The organism is Staphylococcus sp. LCT-H4 (genome assembly GCF_001866145.1).
Lineage (GTDB): Bacteria > Bacillota > Bacilli > Staphylococcales > Staphylococcaceae > Staphylococcus > Staphylococcus succinus.
Genome location: NZ_MODY01000002.1, coordinates 1 through 18,522, shown reverse-complemented (window position 1 = coordinate 18,522; position 18,522 = coordinate 1). Strand labels below are relative to the sequence as shown.

Genomic DNA, 18,522 nt, shown 5'->3' with positions numbered 1-18,522 from the left:
TCATAGTACGTCGTTTTTCATGTTTCGTGGATGTGTGTATCACTTCAAATAATGTCTTATTTTCATTTTACAACGCTGTATCGTATTGTAAACTACTTTGATTTTTACATTTAATATTTGGGCGATTTCTTGTGGTTTATATTCTCTAAAAATATAAATCATCACACTTTGTTCAAGTTCAGTCAACTTTTCTAACCCACGGTATAAGTCATTAGAAATTTCATCAGCTATAATCTGTTGTTCTGTTAAATATATAGTTGTCGCATATTGATACTTAACTTTGAACTCGTTCACTAATAATTCATGTCGTTGCTGTGTGTACACTTTTTTACGAAGATAGTCGTTTTTTACCGTTGTAATAATTCGATTCACATAATGCTCAAATGGCGTACTTTTAGTGAAATCAAAATCACTCAGTATTCTTAATAATTTTAATAGCACTTCTTGACACAAATCTTCTTTATCATTCGGATGAATAGTAAAATGATTTAGCCTTTGCTTTATCATAGGTAAGACAGGCTCAATCATTTTAAGTGTTACTTGTGTATTTTTAAAATCGCATGGTGTTTGTGAGGTAAGTTCGTTGTTGTGTAAACTTTCAAACATGACTTGTATCCTTTCCTTAAAAGTAAACATAGGATACATAGTTGCACACCAAAAATCAAGACTTCAATACTAGTGTTTATGATTGTTACCGCGTCTTAATTTTTCAAATTCTTCAAGTATCTCATTTGACAGTTCTATGCGTGTACGTGGTTTTTGTTCATTAAAACCATCTAGCTCTTTTGATACTGATATTTCATTTTCTCTCAAATCTCTCCACATTTCTCTTGAAGAAACACGGTAAGCCCCCGCGCCAAATATTGCATGTTGCTCACTCATATCACTCGTTACAACCGTTATGTGTCGCGTATGTTTATCATATAAATCATAAACATATCGTTCAATGTAACTGTCGGCAGTTTCTTTTTCTTTCGTAAATATCGTTTTAACCCCATGGTACATATATTCTGAATGAGCGCCGGATTGCTCATAAGCATCAAATACGCAAACAACTTCATCTGCTATAACAGCATTGTAGTTTGCGATTGCAGTAAGTAATTGATCGCGCGCTTCTTCAAGATTATCTTTAGCTATGCGACTGAGCTCCTGCGACTGTCCAATCATATTATAACCATCAATGATTAAGTAACGATCTTTCATGTCTTATCTCCAATCTGGTGACGTTTACGATATACTTCGTACATCATTAAGCTAGCAGCTACAGAAGCGTTAAGGCTATTCACATGTCCAACCATTGGAATTTTAATATAGAAATCGCATTTATCTTTAACTAAACGACTCATGCCTTGCCCTTCACTTCCTATAACTATCGCTAGAGGCATTGCCGCATCCATTTCTCTATAATCTGTAGCATTTTCCGCTTCTGTACCAACTATCCAGTACCCGTTGTCTTTTAATTCTTCAATAGTTTGAGCAAGGTTAGTTACCCGAATAACTGGCACATGTTCAATTGCACCAGTGGAAGCTTTAACAACTGTTTGCGTCAGCGCTACTGAACGTCTTTTAGGTATAATCACTCCATCGACACCAGAAGCATCTGCAGTTCTCAAAATAGACCCCAAATTATGAGGATCTTCTAAGCCATCTAATATCAAGACCGTGGACAAGTCGTCTTTCGTCTTTTGTGAAGCTAAAAAATCATCAAATTCCGTATATTCATACGGGGCAATATACGCCGCGATGCCTTGATGTGGCGCATCTGACAAATTATCTATTTTTGATTTTGGTACTGATTGAACGATGATTTTATGACTATTTGCCAATTTTAAAATTTCATTTATTTGTCCCTTTTTAATAGTATCTTGTATTAAAATTTTATTAATAGTATGCCCTGAGACAATCGCCTCTTTTACTGCATGACGACCAACTATAACTATATCTTCCACAGGATCACTTCCTCTCATTTACATTTTGTATAATAGTCTCTAACAACGCTGATAGGCGGTCGTACTCTTTTTCTAAATATAAGAATCCAATGACCGCTTCTAGCCCTGAACTTTTTCTATATGTTTGTATGTCTGTATTTTTAGCTTTGGTATAACTTTTAGCATTTCTACCACGTCTAACAATATCCTGTTCACTTTCACTGAACCAATTGTGCTCCATAAGATATTCAAGTGTTTGTGCCTGGCTTTTAGCTGAAACATAGCGCTTCGCTTCTTGGTGTAATCGATTAGGTTTCGCCTTTAGCTTCAACACGATATATTCTCTTACATGTTGATCTAATACAGCATCGCCCATATATGCTAATGTCAAAGGGTTTAATAATTTATTATCCATATTAACCACGTTTAAATCTCACGCCTTGTGCCGTATCTTCTAAAATGATATTCTGCGCTTTTAGTTCATCACGGATTTCGTCAGCTCGTGCAAAATCTTTTTGCTTTCTAGCATTATTTCTTTCTTCTATAAGCGCTTCGATATCTGCATCTAACAGAACGTCACTTTCTTTGCCTTTTAATGGCACACCTAGTACATCACTGAAAATTTTGTATACTTCTTTGAAACGACTTATCACTTCTGTAGATGTTGTGTTCTCTAACACATATTTATTAGCTAATTTCGCTAAATCATACCATGCAGTTATAGCATTAGCAGTATTAAAATCATCATCCATGACAGTTTCAAATTGTTCTAATACAGCATTAATGTCATCGATATATGCTGATTGTTCTGCAATATCTGTCGCAATTGCTTCACGATCTTCAATCGCTTTATAACTGTTACGTATACGCTCTAAGCCACTTTTTGCTGCTTCAACTAATTCCACATTATAGTTGATTGGACTTCTATAATGCACACTAATCATAAAGAAACGTAAAACATCTGGATCTATCTGCTTAATGATGTCATGAACTAATACAAAGTTACCTAATGATTTACTCATTTTTTCATTATCAATATTGATAAAGCCATTATGCATCCAATAATGAGCAAACGGAGCGTGGTTGTGTGCTTCTGATTGCGCAATTTCATTTTCATGGTGTGGGAATTGTAAGTCAGCACCACCTGCATGAATATCAATCGTTGCTCCTAATTCATGATAAGCCATTACTGAACATTCGATATGCCATCCAGGTCTACCTTCACCAAATGGACTATCCCAACTGATTTCACCCGGCTTCGCCTTTTTCCATAACGTGAAATCTAATGCATCTTCTTTCTGTTCGCCTTGTTCTATACGTGCACCGACTTTTAAATCATTCAAAGATTGATGACTTAACTTGCCGTATTCTTTAAATTTACGTGTTCTAAAATAAACATCTCCGCCACTTTCATACGCATTACCTTCATTTACTAAATCCTCAATAAACTTAATAATGTCATCCATATGATTCATTACACGTGGATTAGAAGTTGCTTTCTTTACATTTAGTGCGCCAACATCTTCATAAAATGCTTCAATATATCTATCGGCAATATCTGATACAGATTCATTTAATTCTTTAGAACGTTTGATTAATTTATCATCAACATCTGTGAAATTTGATACAAAGATCACTTCGTAACCTTGATATTCAAAGTATCTTCTTACTACGTCGTAATTGATAGCTGGTCTTGCGTTACCTATATGAATGTAATTGTACACAGTAGGTCCACAAACATACATTTTAACCTTTCCTGGTTCAATAGGCTCAAACGTCTCTTTTTGACGTGTTAGCGTATTATATAATGTAATCATCTTGTATCTCTCCATTTCTTGTTTTCTCAAGTTGTTTCTCTAATTCTTTTAATTGCTCGAAAAGCGGATCTGGTAAATTGCGGTGGTCAAATGTTTTACCTATGCGTCTGCCATCTTGTTTAACAATATGACCTGGTATGCCAACTACAGTAGAATAGCTTGGTACTGAACTTAATACTACAGAATTAGCGCCTATATTTACGTCAGATTCAATTTTAATATTGCCTAATACTTTGGCACCAGCAGCGATTAAAACATTGTCGCCAATGTCAGGATGACGTTTACCTTTTTCTTTACCCGTACCACCTAATGTGACACCTTGATAAATTGTGACATTATCTCCAATTCTACACGTTTCCCCAATAACTACACCCATACCATGATCAATAAATAAACGTCTACCAACCTGAGCACCTGGATGTATTTCAATTCCAGTGAAAAAGCGAGTGACTTGAGAAATCAACCTCGCTAGAACATATTTCTTTTTTTTATATAATTCGTGTGCGATGAGGTGGCTCCACACTGCATGTATGCCTGCATATGAAGTAATAACTTCCAATGTCGTACGTGCGGCTGGATCTTGTTCGAACACCATATTTACATCATCTTTTACTCTTTTCAAAATCTTAAACAAGGTTGCTACCTCCCTATTAAAAAAAGCGCCCCTAACTCACTTGTTAGAGGCGCTTTTGCACGGTTCCACTCTTATTTTTATATACAAGTCCTCACTATAAACCATATCTATGATTTAATCATTGCTTCCCAACTCATATTCACTCATCAAAGTTATTTAATTGATATTCATACAAAGGTGCATTCCGTAATTTCTGTGGTGTGCTCACAGCATCCGCACACTCTCTTGACACAATCCATTACCTACTAATCCTTTGCTATTTTCAGTTTTAATAATAGGTGGTTTGTTGTAATTTTTCAAGTATTAACTCCCCAATACTTTTACGTTACATACCGAAATTATTTAAACGTATTTTTTCAAACGTGACAACACTTTGTCTTTGCCTAATACTTCGATAGTATTAGGTAGTTCTGGCCCATGCATTTGGCCAGTAACAGCAACACGTATCGGCATAAATAATTGCTTACCTTTAATACCTGTTTCTTTTTGAACTTCTTTAATTGTTTTCTTAATTTCTGCCGCTTCAAATGGTTCAAGCGCTTCTAGTTTGCTATACAGGTGCGTCATTAGTTCAGGTACTTGCTCACCTTCAATGACTTCTTGCTCATCTTCTCCTAATATTTGTTCATCACGGAAGAATAACTCTGAAAGTGGAACAATTTCTCCAGCATAACTCATCTCTTTTTGATACAGTGCAACTAGTTTACGACCCCACTCTAATTCTGCTTCACTAGGATTTTCAGGAAGTAGTTCTGCTTTAATAAGATGTGGTAATGCTAAATCAAATACCGTTTCAGTATCTTTTTGTTTCATATATTGGTTGTTAACCCATGCTAATTTTTGTTTGTCGAAAAACGCTGGTGATTTTGATAAACGTTTTTCATCAAAGATTTTAATAAATTCTTCTTGAGAATAAATTTCATCTTCACCCTCTGGTGACCACCCTAATAGCGTAATGAAATTAAATAAAGCTTCTGGTAAGTATCCTAAATCGCGATATTGCTCGATAAATTGTAAGATTTGTCCATCACGTTTACTTAGCTTTTTACGTTCTTCGTTAACAATAAGTGACATGTGCGCGAATCTTGGCACTTCCCAACCAAATGTTTCAAAAATCATCAATTGTTTTGGCGTGTTCGAAATATGGTCATCTCCACGAATAACATCCGAAATTTCCATATAATGATCGTCAATTGCTACTGCGAAGTTATACGTTGGAATGCCATCTTTTTTAACAATAACCCAATCACCAATGTTATTTGAATCAAATGAAATTTCACCTTTAACCATGTCGTCAAATGAGAATGTAGTATCTTTAGGGACACGGAAACGGATCGAAGGTTGACGTCCTTCAGCTTCAAACTGTTGGCGTTCTTCTTCTGTTAAGTGTGCATGTTTACCGCCATAACGAGGCATTTCTCCACGTTCAATTTGTTGTTGGCGTTCTTCTTCTAATTCGTCTTCAGTCATATAACATTTATAAGCTTTATCTTCATCTAATAATTGTTGAATTAACGGATTATATATTTCAGCACGTTCAGACTGACGGTATGGACCATAACCTTTATCTTTATCGATAGATTCATCCCATTCAATACCTAACCATTTTAAATTTTCAAATTGAGAAGACTCACCATCCGTTAAATTACGCTTACTATCCGTATCTTCAATGCGAATTACGAAATCCCCATCATAATGTTTAGCAAATAAATAGTTGAATAATGCAGTTCTTGCATTACCAATATGCAAGTAGCCTGTTGGACTTGGTGCATATCTAACTCTTACACGATCACTCATTATGTTCACTCCTGTTTAATAATATTATTAGTAATTTTAATAGCATATTGCGTTTTGAAACTCATTACATATTCTGGTTTGTTAAGTTAAATGATTTTTAACATAAAACATTGAAAATTTATAATAAATTTAGTACTAACGCTTCATAAAGTTGTTATCTTGCCGCCTATTAATAATACCATAGCTTATATTTTTTTAAAGCACTACTATACAATCTATTAACACTTCATTTTATGATTTCAACACATCATATAGTAATACAATTTCGCTATCTATTGTAGCACTTTAAGGCCTATTATGATATCACTGTGCTTAAATTCACTCTTTCTCAATAATAAAAAGGTTTCAAATGAATTTATAGTAACCAATTCATTTGAAACCTTAATAACTCATCTAGTTTAGCTTTTTAGCAAAAATAATTCTTCCTGATGAAGTTTGTAATAAGCTGATAACTTCAATATCAATATGCTCCCCAATATGTTTCTTAGCGTTATCCACTACTACCATTGTCCCATCATCCAAGTATCCTACAGCTTGTCCCGATTCTTTACCCATTTTCGTAAGTAATAGACTAAAACGATCACCTTGGTGTACAGACGGTTTAATAGCTTCAGATAAATCATTAACATTTAGTGCTTGAATCCCTTGCACATGGCACACTTTATTAAGATTAAAGTCTGTGGTAATAATGTGCGCTCTATAGTGTTGCGCTAACTTAATTAACATTGCGTCAATGTCGCTATGTGACTTAGTCGGATGTATAATTCTCGTAGGGTGATTTGTATCATAAAGTTCATTTAAAATATCTAACCCACGCTGACCTTTTTCACGTTTCACACTATCATTCGCATCTGCAACAACTTGTAATTCGTTAATAACACCTTGCGGAATCAATATCTCTCCATCAATAAATCCGCATTCAATAATATCTAAAATACGACCATCTATAATAGCACTTGTATCGATAATTTTAGGCACTGCATTTCTAGCATTAATAGACATTGAGCGCGCCATATTTTCTGGTAAAAATAGCAACATTTCATCACGCTTGCGTAAGCCAAATTGGAATCCTAGATAACCTAGAATAATTGTAATTATAATGGGTACAAAGTGATTTAATACAGTGTTGCCGATTATTTGAAAAATGAAAGATATCATAACAGAAATAAGCAAACCAATAATCAGCCCAATTGTAGCAAATAAAATTTCTACAGCACTTTGACGCATAATTGTTTGTTCTAATTCTTTAAATGCTAAAGTTGCTCTTTTTATAAACCATCCAAAGATTAAAAAGAATATTAAAATCCCTAGTAGACCATTGAAATAGTTATTCGTTAATAGTGTATAGTCAGCTAAACCAGCATCAATTGTGATTTCAGGGATGAAATATACACCTAAACTTGCACCTAAAATAATATAGCACAAGATTACAATGAGTCTTAACATATTCAAGTTTTAATTCTCCCTTCTCAAGCAAACTAGCCAGACTTAACTTGAGTCATCTGTAAGCTCTTAAATTTATTATATGCCTTATTATTTAGCTAAAGCGTATCTCAAAGCGTCGTTTACACTTTTGACACCTATAACTTTAATATCGCTTGGGAATTGCCAACCGCCTATATTTGTTTCTGGAATAATGACACGTTTAAAACCTAATTTTGCCGCCTCTTGTACACGTTGTTCAATACGTGATACACGTCTTACTTCGCCGGTCAGACCGACCTCACCGATAAAGCAGTCTAAACCATCTACGGCTTGATCTTTAAAGCTTGAAGCTGTGGCTACAACGATTCCTAAGTCGACTGCAGGTTCGGTTAATCTTACACCGCCAGCAACTTTAATATAAGCATCTTGCTGTTGAAGTAAATAATTTTCTTTCTTTTCTAATACAGCCATGAGTAAACTCAAGCGATTATGATCAATACCTGTAGCCATACGTCGTGGATTATTAAAAGTAGTAGGAGTGACTAACGCTTGTACTTCTATCAATAACGGTCTCGTACCTTCCATAGTAGAAACAATTGTAGAACCTGGCACGTTAGTTGAACGTTCTTCTAAAAACATTTCAGAAGGGTTTGCAACGCCTTTTAATCCACTTTGCTTCATTTCAAAAATACCCATTTCATTTGTAGAACCAAAACGGTTTTTTACCGCTCTTAAAATACGATAGGCATGATGCTCATCGCCTTCAAAATAAAGAACAGTATCAACCATGTGTTCTAATAAGCGCGGACCAGCAATTTGACCTTCTTTTGTAACATGCCCGACAATAAATGTTGCGATATTCATTTGCTTAGCAATATTCATAAGGCTTTGGGTGCTTTCTCTGACTTGCGAAACGGAACCAGGCGCTGAGTTAATTTCAGGATGAAATATAGTTTGGATAGAATCGACAACAAGCAAATCTGGTTTTAATTGTTTTACGGTTTCATGTATAATTTCCAAATCTGTTTCAGCAAACACATTTAACTGACTTGAATCCTCATCCAATCTTTCTGCTCTCAATTTCGTTTGGTTTAATGATTCTTCACCAGTGATGTATAAAACATTATGTGACTGCGATAACGCTGCACAAATTTGTAGTAATAATGTGGATTTCCCTATACCAGGGTCTCCACCAATCAAGACTAATGAACCATTCACAATCCCGCCACCTAACACGCGATTAAATTCATCTGACTTACTCTTAACACGCGGTGTAGTTTCTTGTTTGATGTCATTTAACTTCTGCACTTTAGAAACATTATCGCGAGTTCGTACGCCGTGCTTCGGACTCGCTGTCTTTTGCTCGACAACTTCTTCCATTTGATTCCAACCACCACAGTTTGGACATTTTCCCATCCATTTTGGTGACTGATAACCACAAGCCATACATTCGAAAATCACTTTCTTTTTGGCCAAAATTGCACCTCCATCTTTCTTTGAACAAATCTATTTTATACTTCTCTTTGATTAAAAACAAATTTTAATCATGTACATATTATTTTTGTTTTTAATTTACGCGCTTTTATCGTGAGATATATTTGCACTTTGTTGATGTATGACTATCTACAATAACTATTTAAATAAAATATCACGCTTTCCTTAATAGTACCAACAATATTATATATATTTACCGGGAAATATAGCATACTCTTCTTTATAAAGTGTACATATTAATAGCACACTAACATACACATTTTCTAAATAATTATTCTCAAAATACGCATAATAAAATACGCTCCCCAAATGAATTTTATACATTTGAGAAGCGCACTTTTTCACATATTTTAATATTATGATTCTGTTATTTCTTTATCTTTTGATGGTGCTTGTCTTTCTTGAATATCATATTTATATTCTTTACCATCATGATCAATTTTAACTGCTTTGCCCTCGATTTGGTTACCATCTAAAATTAATTCACTCAAGTTATCTTCTACTGTTTTTTGAATTGCACGAATTAATGGTCTAGCACCATATTCTGGGTCATAGCCTTCTTCTGCAATTTTTTCTTTAGCCGCTTCTGAAACCTCGATGTTTATATCTTGCTCAGATAAACGTTTAGTAAGTTTATTAACCATCATTGTAACAATTTCTTTCAATTCATCTTTAGAAAGTTTGTGGAATACAATGATATCGTCTACACGGTTTAAGAATTCAGGGCGGAAAGCATTTTTCAATTCTTTCATCATTGTTTTACGGATTGTTTCGTAGTCTTCGCCTTCTGAAGCTCCACCAAATCCTGCAAAACGCTGATCTTGTAACTCTTGTGCACCAACATTTGATGTCATAATAATTACAGTATTACGGAAATCAACACGACGTCCTTTCGTATCAGTCAAATGCCCATCATCTAATACTTGTAAAAGTATATTAAAGACATCGGGATGCGCTTTTTCAATTTCATCAAATAAGATTACTGAATATGGTTTACGTCTTACTTTTTCAGTTAATTGTCCACCATCATCATGACCTACATAGCCTGGAGGGGCACCAACTAAACGACTGACTGCATGTTTTTCCATGAATTCACTCATATCAACACGAATCATTGCATCATCTTCACCAAACATAGATTCTGCTAAAGCACGTGCTAATTCAGTTTTACCTACACCTGTAGGACCTAAGAAAATAAAGCTGCCAATTGGGCGCTTAGGATCTTTTAATCCAGCACGTGCACGTCTTACTGCTTTACTTATTGAAGTTACCGCAGCTTGTTGACCAATGACTCTATGATGAAGTGTATCTTCTAAATTAAGTAGACGATCTGATTCTGTTTCATTAATTTTAGTTAATGGTATACCAGTCCATCCTGCAATAACTTCACCGATATCATCTTCAGATAAAGAAGTATTTTCACCGTTTTTCGCGTTCTTCCATTTGTCATTTGCTTCTTCGTATTGTTTTTCTAATTTAGTTTGTTTATCACGAAGGTTAGCTGCATTTTCAAATTCTTGTGCATGTACTGCAGCATCTTTTTCATTTTTAACTTGTTCGATTTCTTGTTCGATTTCTTTCAAGTTTGGCGGTGTTGTATGACTTTTCAATCTCACTTTAGAACTAGCTTCATCAATTAAATCGATAGCTTTATCAGGTAAGAAACGATCTGATACATAACGGTCACTTAATTTTGCAGCTGAAATTAATGCTTGATCAGAAATATTAATACGGTGATGTGCCTCATAACGGTCACGCAACCCTTTTAAAATTTCAATAGTATCTTCAACTGTTGGTTCAGCAACTTGAACGGGTTGGAAACGACGTTCTAACGCAGCGTCTTTTTCAATGTTCTTACGATATTCATCTAAAGTTGTTGCACCGATACATTGTAATTCTCCACGTGCAAGCGCTGGTTTTAAAATATTGGATGCATCAATAGCACCTTCAGCTCCACCAGCACCTACTAATGTGTGTAATTCATCAATAAATAGAATCACATTTCCTGCTTGATGGATTTCTTCCATTACTTTTTTAAGACGTTCTTCAAATTCGCCTCGATATTTAGTTCCAGCTACTACTGTACCCATATCAAGTGACATCACACGTTTACCTTTTAACGTTTCAGGCACTTCATTGTTCACAATTGACTGAGCTAAACCTTCTGCAATTGCAGTTTTACCTACACCAGGTTCACCGATTAACACTGGGTTGTTCTTAGTACGACGGCTTAATACTTCAATAACTCTAGTGATCTCTTTGTCTCTACCAATCACAGGATCTAACGTGCCATCTTTTGCAATAACAGTTAAATCACGTGCAAGACCATCTAATGTTGGTGTGTTATTTGATTTATTCGCTTGCGCATTTTTATTACTCATTTCAGGACTGCCTAAAGCTTTAACTACTTGTGCGCGTGCTTTGGTGATATTTAAATCTAAATTAGCAAATACACGTGCAGCTACGCCTTCATTTTCACGAATCAAGCCAAGTAAAATGTGTTCTGTACCTACAAAATTATGATGTAATTTTCTTGCTTCATCCATTGATAATTCGATTACTTTCTTCGCTCTAGGTGTGTAATGTAATGCACCCATTTGCTCTTGTCCATGACCGATTAACTTTTCTACTTCTTCTACTACTTTTTCTTCTGTAATATCGAATTGCTCTAATACTTTTGCTGCAATACCTTCAGGTTCTTTCATCAATCCTAAAAGTAAATGTTCTGTTCCAATATTTGAATGATTTAAGCGAATTGCTTCTTCTTGAGCATGTGCTAGTACGCGCTGTGCACGTTCTGTCAGTCTACCAAATAGCATAATAGCATGACCTCCTAATTTATATGTTCTCTTAAAATATCTGCTCTTTTTTCATTTACTACTCTTTCATCTTCATCATCTAATAAGAATGGTGACTGTATCGCAATCATCAACTCATTAAATTTGAAATCTTCTAATTCAATATAGCCTAAATCAATGCCAAGTTTAACTTCACTTAACCTCAGAGAAGCTTCCTCCATAGATATTAGTCTACTATATTTTAATATTCCTAACGAACGATATACTCTGTCTAACGTTTCGGTATGATTGTGTTCATTTAAACGTTCACGAATTTGCATTTCTTCGTTAATAATTTGCTGAACAACTTCGGTTAAACTTTCTATAATATTTTCTTCCGTTTTACCTAAAGTCAGTTGATTTGAAATTTGATATATATGACCATAAACTTGCGATCCTTCACCATATATACCCCTTATTGTAAAACCAAATCGGTTAATTGTTTGAGCAATACGATTCATACGCTTCATAATTGTTAGACCAGGTAAATGTAACATCACACTCGCTCGCATTCCTGTACCAATATTAGTTGGACACGTCGTTAAATAACCTAAATGTTCATCAAAGCTAATGTCTAACTCACTATCTAAAGTATCATCTAATGTAGAAGCTTTTTCAAATAAGGTTTGTAATGATAAATCATTGCCCATTGCTTGTATACGAATATGATCTTCTTCATTGACCATGAGGCTTAAAGATTCATCTTCATTTAATAACACTGCAGAAGCAGGTTGTCTAATAAGTTCTGGGCTGATAAGATGTTTGGCTACCAGTTTGTATTTGCTTTGTTGATCCATAGTGTCTAAACGTTGTATAAACAAATCTGGAAGTGCATCTTGAACCTCGTTAATTACTCTAAAACCTTCTTGCTCGGACGGAAACATGAGCGGATGAACATGATTTTCTAAATTTCTAGCTAATCGTATTCTTGAAGACATTACGATTGGGCTTTCATCTTTATCGCGCATCCATTCACTCATATATGCGCTGATATTATTTTCACTCATCACTACTCACCTCGCTGTCTTCTTTTAATGCTTTGATTTCGTCTCGAACAACGGCTGCCTCTTCAAAGTTTTGATCTTCTATAAGTTGGTTTAAATGTGTTGTTTTTTCTTCGATTTTCTTTTTTAAAGCTAACTTTCTATATGAAGATCGAGGTGTCTTACCAATGTGCTCAATTTGGCCACCTTGCACGCGTCGTACAATATCGATAATGTCATCTTTAAATGTAGCATAGCAATCTGCACATCCAAATTTACCGACATGTGCAATATCTTTCAAAGTCATGCGGCAAGTAGGACATCTTTTTTCTTCTTTAAAAGCAATTTCATCAAAATCAATACCATGTTTAGCAGCTAAGTGCTGTAATATTTGTTTTACAACAAAAGCACCTTCAATGTCATCTTGGGACTGTATATGTTGATTCTGTGTCCAAGGGTTACCTCCTTGCGCACATGTTGGACAGACCCATTTTTCATTAACGCCTTCTTGTCCTTTCACAGCTACTTTTACTTCTGCTTCGTTTAAATGACAATTTTCGCATAGCACGACTAAACACCTCACTTTTTAATAATAATTTATTACAGGCAATAATCTTTTTAAAATATTAGCCCGTATAATATCTCTCGATAATACATCCATTTTTAATGTTTCTCTATCAATCACAGCCGAAATCATTTTCGCTTCTCTTTCGTTGATATATTCTTTATCCAGTAAACCATCTATAATATAGTACGCTTGTTGCTGAGATATTGATGGTCCTATAAGTTGAAGTAAGTGATTAATGTAACCTGTTTCGTCTCTATTTTCAATTTTCGTGATTCTAATATAGCCACCGCCACCTCTTTTACTTTCAATCTCGTAGCCATGTTCATTTGTAAATCGTGTTTTAATTACATAATTCAATTGTGAAGGCACACAGTCAAAGCGTTGTGCTATATTTGCACGCTGAATTTCTACAACGTCTTCATTGGCGTCTTCAAATAATTTCTTAATGTACTGTTCTATGATGTCAGACATGTTGTGCATGATTATCACCTCTTTTGACCTTCTTTGACTATATTATATGACCAACTTTGACCTTTTTCAACCAATATGTTTCAAAAATTTTTAATTATGGATGTTAGACGTCCTTAATTTGTTGTATTATAGGTATTAAGAAAAAATAAAAGGGATGAAGTAATTATGCATATTATCATAGGTTTGATCGGTATTGCAGTATTTCTCGGCCTAGCGTTTCTTTTTAGTTCCGACAGAAAAAATATTCGCTGGCAATACGTAGGTCTTTTACTCGTAATACAGCTTGTTTTTGCCTTTATTTTGCTAAAAACAAAATTTGGTATCACTGTCATTGGTGGAATTTCAGAAGGATTTAATTATTTGTTAGCAAAAGCAGCAGAAGGTGTAAATTTTGTGTTTGGCGGATTTGAATTTGTCGATCCGAAAAACCCACCGTTTTTCTTTAATGTATTACTACCAATTGTTTTCATTTCAGCGTTAATTGGTATCTTACAATATACACGTATTCTTCCATGGATTATCAATGTATTAGGTTTAGCAATATCTAAAATTAACGGCATGGGCCGTTTAGAATCATACAATGCTGTTGCAGCAGTTATTTTGGGACAATCAGAAGTGTTCATTTCATTGAAAAAAGAATTAGCACATATACCAAGACAACGTCTTTACACATTAACTGCTTCGGCTATGTCTACTGTTTCTGCTTCAATTATTGGTGCATACTTCACGTTAATTGAACCTCGTTATGTCGTGACAGCAGTAGCTTTAAATCTCTTTGGTGGCTTTATTATCGCTTCTATCATTAATCCTTATAAAGTAGAAGCAAAAGAAGATAAGTTAATTGTTGAAGAAAGTGAATCTGGGAAACAATCTTTCTTCGAAATGTTAGGCGAATACATTTTAGATGGATTTAAAGTCGCAATCATTGTCGGGGCAATGTTAATAGGTTACATTGCCATTATCGCATTACTTAATGGCGTAGTAAGTGCTATTTTTACAGGCCTTTCGGGAGGAAGCATTACTTGGGATTTCCAAACGCTTATCGGTTTTGTATTTGCACCATTTGCATTCTTAATTGGGATACCTTGGAACGATGCGGTACAAGCAGGTTCAATTATGGCAACGAAATTATTATCAAATGAATTTGTGGCTATGCAAAGTCTTAGCACTGTTAAAGATATGAGTGATCACGCAAAAGGCGTTATTTCAGTGTTCGTAGTTTCATTTGCAAACTTCAGTTCAATCGGTATTATTTCGGGGGCAATTAAGTCACTTAACAATGAAAAAGGCGATATGGTCGCACGCTTTGGTTTAAAACTATTGTTCGGTGCTACACTCGTTTCATTTATTTCAGCAGCAATTGCTGGATTCTTTATTTAATACAAAACAGAGCATGTAAGGTTTATAAACCTTACATGCTCTGTTTATGTTTACTATTAAAAGTATGCATCAAAGTATATTAAACTAAAGTCCCCTTATACATATACCATACATTCAAGTACTTCTGAATCTTGATTACACTGTTTCAGTGAGCGCTGATTTTACAATATGATCTATAAAATACTGTGTCACTCTATAATCATCAGTCAACTCTGGATGGAATGATACACCTAAATACTGACCTTCTTGCACAGCAACGATTTTTTCACCAACTGTACTAAGTAATTCTACACCTTCATGTATTTCGGCAATATGTGGGGCTCTAATAAACACACCTTCAATATCCTTAGCAATCCCCTTAACATCTAGTTCACTTTCGAAGCTATCTACTTGTCTACCAAACGAATTTCTTTCGACGGTGATATTTAATTTGTCTAAATACCCTTCTTCTCCAGCAATATGCTTAGCCATTACAATAAGTCCAGCACAGGTACCAAACATAGGTAATGTAGATTGTTGTAATGCCTCTTTAAAGCCATATAGATTCATCAAGCGACGTAAAGTCGTTGATTCTCCACCAGGTAATATTAAACCGTCAATTTCATTTAGTTGTTCCACGCGTTTAACTGCTAAGCCTTCATGACCACTAAGTTCAATATGACGTATATGTTCTCTGACAGCACCTTGTAATGCTAAAACACCAATTTTCATATTACCATCCACGCTCTTGCATACGATCTTCTAATGATAATTCATTGATATCTAAACCTTTCATAGCAGAACCAAGTTCTTTAGCTAAACGGCCAATTAATTCATAATCTTGATAATGCGTTGTCGCTTGTACAATTGCTTTCGCAAATTTTTCAGGATCTTCTGATTTAAAGATACCAGACCCTACGAATACGCCATCTGCTCCTAATTCCATCATTAATGCTGCATCTTGAGGTGTTGCCACACCGCCAGCAGCAAAATTAACAACTGGTAAACGTCCATTTTCTTTTATACCTTTTAATACTTCATATGGAGCACCGATATTTTTAGCCTCAGTCATAATTTCATCATCATTCATAACAGTTAAACGACTTACTTCTGAATTGACTTGACGCATATGTCTCACAGCTTCTACAATATTACCTGTACCTGGTTCACCTTTGGTACGTAACATCGCAGCACCTTCACCAATACGTCTCGCAGCTTCACCTAAATTACGACAACCACATACAAATGGAACTGTAAAAGTATCTTTACGTAAATGGTATTCTTCATCAGCCGGCGTCAATACTTCTGACTCATCAATATAGTCAACACCCATCGATTCTAAAACACGTGCTTCAGTAATATGGCCGATACGTCCTTTAGCCATTACAGGTATAGACACTGCATTCATAACTTCCTCTACGATTTTAGGATTGGCCATTCTTGCAACACCGCCAGCTGCTCTTATGTCAGATGGTACACGTTCTAATGCCATTACAGCAACAGCTCCTGCTTCTTCAGCAATCTTAGCTTGTTCTGCATTAACAACGTCCATGATAACGCCGCCCTTTTGCATTTCTGCCATTCCTCTTTTAACTCTTTCGGATCCAGTAACTTTAGACATATTTATTTTACCCCTTTACTTAGTTGATTAAATTCATTTTAAAAGATAAACTGGTATTTAAAAAGGGACAATTTCAAAATAATTTAAGGGGTCAGAATAAAATGGCTAAAAAACATCTCTATATTGATTTATATGAAAATTTAAAAAGACAAATCATCGAAGGACAATATAATTCTGGGGATAAATTCCCTTCAAAACGTGCGCTAAGCGAACATCTTTCAGTCAGTAATACAACAATTGAGCATGCATACCAATTTCTATTAGATGAGGGTTACATATATTCTAAACCGCGTTCTGGCTATTTTGTATCAGACATAGAAACCTTACCTATTATTAATAGAAATAGACACACTTCAAATCTATCTAATTCTGATTATTTCGAAAATAATGTTAATCATACATATGATTTTGCATTTAATTTATCAGAAATAGACGCTGAGTACTTTCCAATGCAACAATTTAGAAAATATGCACGAGACGCTTTTGAAGACAATCAATTAAATCTCTTACAGCACACAAACCCTAAAGGACAATGGGGACTAAGACAAGAAATTGCACGTTATTTATTTAATAGTCGTGGTGTATCTTGTCATCCAGACCAAATTATCATTGGGTCATCCACAGAGCAACTCATTAATTTATTAACTGATATCCTAAATGATGCTCAGTTTTATATTGAAAATCCAAGCTATCCTCCAATTAAACAAGTCTTAGATAAAAAACAATTTAAATATCAACAAATACCTGTAAATCAAACTGGTATTGAATTGCATTACTTTAATGAATTTGATAACAACATTGCCTATGTCACACCATCACATCAGTTTCCTACTGGCTATGTAATGAATTTGAAAAAACGTACGCAACTTATAAATTGGGCACAGCAAAGTAAAGATAGATATATTATAGAAGATGATTATGATTCAGAGTTTCGTTACTTTGGTAAACCTATTCCTGCATTACAAAGTTTAGATACTCAAGATAAGGTTATCTATATCAGTACCTTTTCTAAATCTTTATTTCCAAGTTGTAGAATTGCGTATCTTGTACTGCCTCAAAATTTATTAGCGCTTTATAATATATTACCTAACAAAGAAGGCAATACTGTTCCTGCACATATACAAAAGATGGTTGCAAACTTTATGGAGTCAGGAAGCTTCGAGAGACATTTGAATAAAATGAGAAATGTTTATAGTGAAAAATTAAAATTTATTTTAAATGAACTTAAACCCTTTCAAAACCAACTAGAAATTGATGGTGCCTTAGCTGGAATGCATTTTACATTAACAGTTACAAATGGTTTAACTCTAGAACAATGCCTCAAAAATGCTGAGAAATACAATCTAAAAATTACACCCTTCACCAAATATGATCCGACAGAACAATCAGCAAAATTCATACTCGGATTTGGAGGTATCCCTCTTTCCAAACTCAAACCCCATATTGATGTACTCATTAAGTCATTAACTTTTTAGAACCACTTCTCAATTTATTGAGATTAGTGGTTCTTATGCATGAGCTTTAGCTCAGGTATTCCCTAAAGTTACACTTCTCAATTTTCGGATAAAAAAGAGTTGTATTTATATTT

General features: G+C 34.7%; 17 protein-coding genes. 2 read left to right on the top strand and 15 right to left on the bottom strand.

The window, feature by feature from the left end; genetic code table 11:
- Positions 1-39: 39 nt before the first annotated feature.
- From BK821_RS05000 to BK821_RS04940, 13 genes are all read right to left on the bottom strand, one after another.
- On the bottom strand, positions 40-606 hold the full coding sequence (locus BK821_RS05000) for a sigma-70 family RNA polymerase sigma factor (RefSeq protein ID WP_071331569.1): 567 nt from the start codon (positions 604-606) through the stop codon (positions 40-42).
- A gap of 69 nt (positions 607-675) precedes the next feature.
- Positions 676-1,203 carry an NYN domain-containing protein gene (locus tag BK821_RS04995; protein ID WP_046837697.1) on the bottom strand — a complete coding sequence of 176 codons (528 nt, stop codon included), beginning with the start codon at positions 1,201-1,203 and terminating at the stop codon, positions 676-678.
- Complete coding sequence (gene rlmB, locus BK821_RS04990) at positions 1,200-1,949, bottom strand: 23S rRNA (guanosine(2251)-2'-O)-methyltransferase RlmB (RefSeq protein WP_071331364.1); 750 nt, start codon at positions 1,947-1,949, stop codon at positions 1,200-1,202. Before rlmB ends, BK821_RS04995 begins: the two co-directional genes overlap by 4 nt.
- A gap of 4 nt (positions 1,950-1,953) precedes the next feature.
- Positions 1,954-2,343 carry a Mini-ribonuclease 3 gene (locus BK821_RS04985; protein WP_046837695.1) on the bottom strand — a complete coding sequence of 130 codons (390 nt, stop codon included), beginning with the start codon at positions 2,341-2,343 and terminating at the stop codon, positions 1,954-1,956.
- Between the two features lies 1 nt (position 2,344).
- Positions 2,345-3,745, bottom strand: a complete 1,401-nt coding sequence (gene cysS / locus BK821_RS04980; RefSeq protein ID WP_071331363.1) for a cysteine--tRNA ligase — start codon at positions 3,743-3,745, stop codon at positions 2,345-2,347.
- A complete protein-coding gene (gene cysE, locus BK821_RS04975; protein WP_046837763.1) occupies positions 3,729-4,370 on the bottom strand; it encodes a serine O-acetyltransferase in 642 nt (213 codons plus the stop codon). Before cysE ends, cysS begins: the two co-directional genes overlap by 17 nt.
- Positions 4,371-4,721: 351 nt before the next feature.
- Positions 4,722-6,176 carry a glutamate--tRNA ligase gene (gltX, locus tag BK821_RS04970; RefSeq protein WP_071331362.1) on the bottom strand — a complete coding sequence of 485 codons (1,455 nt, stop codon included), beginning with the start codon at positions 6,174-6,176 and terminating at the stop codon, positions 4,722-4,724.
- Positions 6,177-6,569: 393 nt separating this feature from the next.
- Positions 6,570-7,628: a PIN/TRAM domain-containing protein gene (locus BK821_RS04965; RefSeq protein ID WP_046837692.1), complete on the bottom strand. Its 1,059-nt coding sequence runs from the start codon at positions 7,626-7,628 to the stop codon at positions 6,570-6,572.
- 81 nt (positions 7,629-7,709) lie between these two features.
- Positions 7,710-9,077 carry a DNA repair protein RadA gene (gene radA / locus BK821_RS04960; protein WP_046837691.1) on the bottom strand — a complete coding sequence of 456 codons (1,368 nt, stop codon included), beginning with the start codon at positions 9,075-9,077 and terminating at the stop codon, positions 7,710-7,712.
- 374 nt (positions 9,078-9,451) lie between these two features.
- Positions 9,452-11,914 carry an ATP-dependent Clp protease ATP-binding subunit gene (locus BK821_RS04955; protein ID WP_071331361.1) on the bottom strand — a complete coding sequence of 821 codons (2,463 nt, stop codon included), beginning with the start codon at positions 11,912-11,914 and terminating at the stop codon, positions 9,452-9,454.
- Between the two features lie 14 nt (positions 11,915-11,928).
- A complete protein-coding gene (locus BK821_RS04950; protein WP_046837689.1) occupies positions 11,929-12,939 on the bottom strand; it encodes a protein arginine kinase in 1,011 nt (336 codons plus the stop codon).
- Complete coding sequence (locus tag BK821_RS04945; RefSeq protein ID WP_046837688.1) at positions 12,932-13,483, bottom strand: UvrB/UvrC motif-containing protein; 552 nt, start codon at positions 13,481-13,483, stop codon at positions 12,932-12,934. The genes BK821_RS04950 and BK821_RS04945 overlap by 8 nt, the downstream gene beginning before the upstream one ends.
- 18 nt (positions 13,484-13,501) lie before the next feature.
- On the bottom strand, positions 13,502-13,963 hold the full coding sequence (locus BK821_RS04940) for a CtsR family transcriptional regulator (RefSeq protein WP_046837687.1): 462 nt from the start codon (positions 13,961-13,963) through the stop codon (positions 13,502-13,504).
- Positions 13,964-14,119: 156 nt separating this feature from the next.
- Between BK821_RS04940 and BK821_RS04935 the strand changes: the two genes are divergently transcribed.
- Positions 14,120-15,334 carry a NupC/NupG family nucleoside CNT transporter gene (locus BK821_RS04935; RefSeq protein ID WP_071331360.1) on the top strand — a complete coding sequence of 405 codons (1,215 nt, stop codon included), beginning with the start codon at positions 14,120-14,122 and terminating at the stop codon, positions 15,332-15,334.
- 135 nt (positions 15,335-15,469) lie between these two features.
- On the opposite strand, the gene pdxT is transcribed toward BK821_RS04935, so the two are convergent.
- Positions 15,470-16,045: a pyridoxal 5'-phosphate synthase glutaminase subunit PdxT gene (gene pdxT / locus BK821_RS04930; RefSeq protein WP_069824878.1), complete on the bottom strand. Its 576-nt coding sequence runs from the start codon at positions 16,043-16,045 to the stop codon at positions 15,470-15,472.
- Between the two features lies 1 nt (position 16,046).
- Positions 16,047-16,934 (bottom strand): pyridoxal 5'-phosphate synthase lyase subunit PdxS, encoded by an 888-nt coding sequence (gene pdxS, locus BK821_RS04925; protein ID WP_046837684.1) that lies wholly within the window; start codon positions 16,932-16,934, stop codon positions 16,047-16,049.
- 101 nt (positions 16,935-17,035) lie between these two features.
- On the opposite strand from pdxS, the gene pdxR reads away from it, so the two are divergent.
- Positions 17,036-18,409: a MocR-like pyridoxine biosynthesis transcription factor PdxR gene (gene pdxR / locus BK821_RS04920; RefSeq protein ID WP_046837683.1), complete on the top strand. Its 1,374-nt coding sequence runs from the start codon at positions 17,036-17,038 to the stop codon at positions 18,407-18,409.
- Positions 18,410-18,522: the final 113 nt, after the last annotated feature.

What these genes read in the sequence shown, in the direction of transcription:
- cysS (WP_071331363.1), bottom strand. Translation starts at nt 3,745, where the DNA reads ATGATTACATTATATAATACGCTAACACGTCAAAAAGAGACGTTTGAG.
- BK821_RS04955 (WP_071331361.1), bottom strand. Translation starts at nt 11,914, where the DNA reads ATGCTATTTGGTAGACTGACAGAACGTGCACAGCGCGTACTAGCACAT.
- BK821_RS04985 (WP_046837695.1), bottom strand. Translation starts at nt 2,343, where the DNA reads ATGGATAATAAATTATTAAACCCTTTGACATTAGCATATATGGGCGAT.
- BK821_RS04950 (WP_046837689.1), bottom strand. Translation starts at nt 12,939, where the DNA reads ATGAGTGAAAATAATATCAGCGCATATATGAGTGAATGGATGCGCGAT.
- pdxS (WP_046837684.1), bottom strand. Translation starts at nt 16,934, where the DNA reads ATGTCTAAAGTTACTGGATCCGAAAGAGTTAAAAGAGGAATGGCAGAA.
- BK821_RS05000 (WP_071331569.1), bottom strand. Translation starts at nt 606, where the DNA reads ATGTTTGAAAGTTTACACAACAACGAACTTACCTCACAAACACCATGC.
- BK821_RS04935 (WP_071331360.1), top strand. Translation starts at nt 14,120, where the DNA reads ATGCATATTATCATAGGTTTGATCGGTATTGCAGTATTTCTCGGCCTA.
- BK821_RS04995 (WP_046837697.1), bottom strand. Translation starts at nt 1,203, where the DNA reads ATGAAAGATCGTTACTTAATCATTGATGGTTATAATATGATTGGACAG.
- BK821_RS04940 (WP_046837687.1), bottom strand. Translation starts at nt 13,963, where the DNA reads ATGCACAACATGTCTGACATCATAGAACAGTACATTAAGAAATTATTT.
- pdxT (WP_069824878.1), bottom strand. Translation starts at nt 16,045, where the DNA reads ATGAAAATTGGTGTTTTAGCATTACAAGGTGCTGTCAGAGAACATATA.
- gltX (WP_071331362.1), bottom strand. Translation starts at nt 6,176, where the DNA reads ATGAGTGATCGTGTAAGAGTTAGATATGCACCAAGTCCAACAGGCTAC.
- pdxR (WP_046837683.1), top strand. Translation starts at nt 17,036, where the DNA reads ATGGCTAAAAAACATCTCTATATTGATTTATATGAAAATTTAAAAAGA.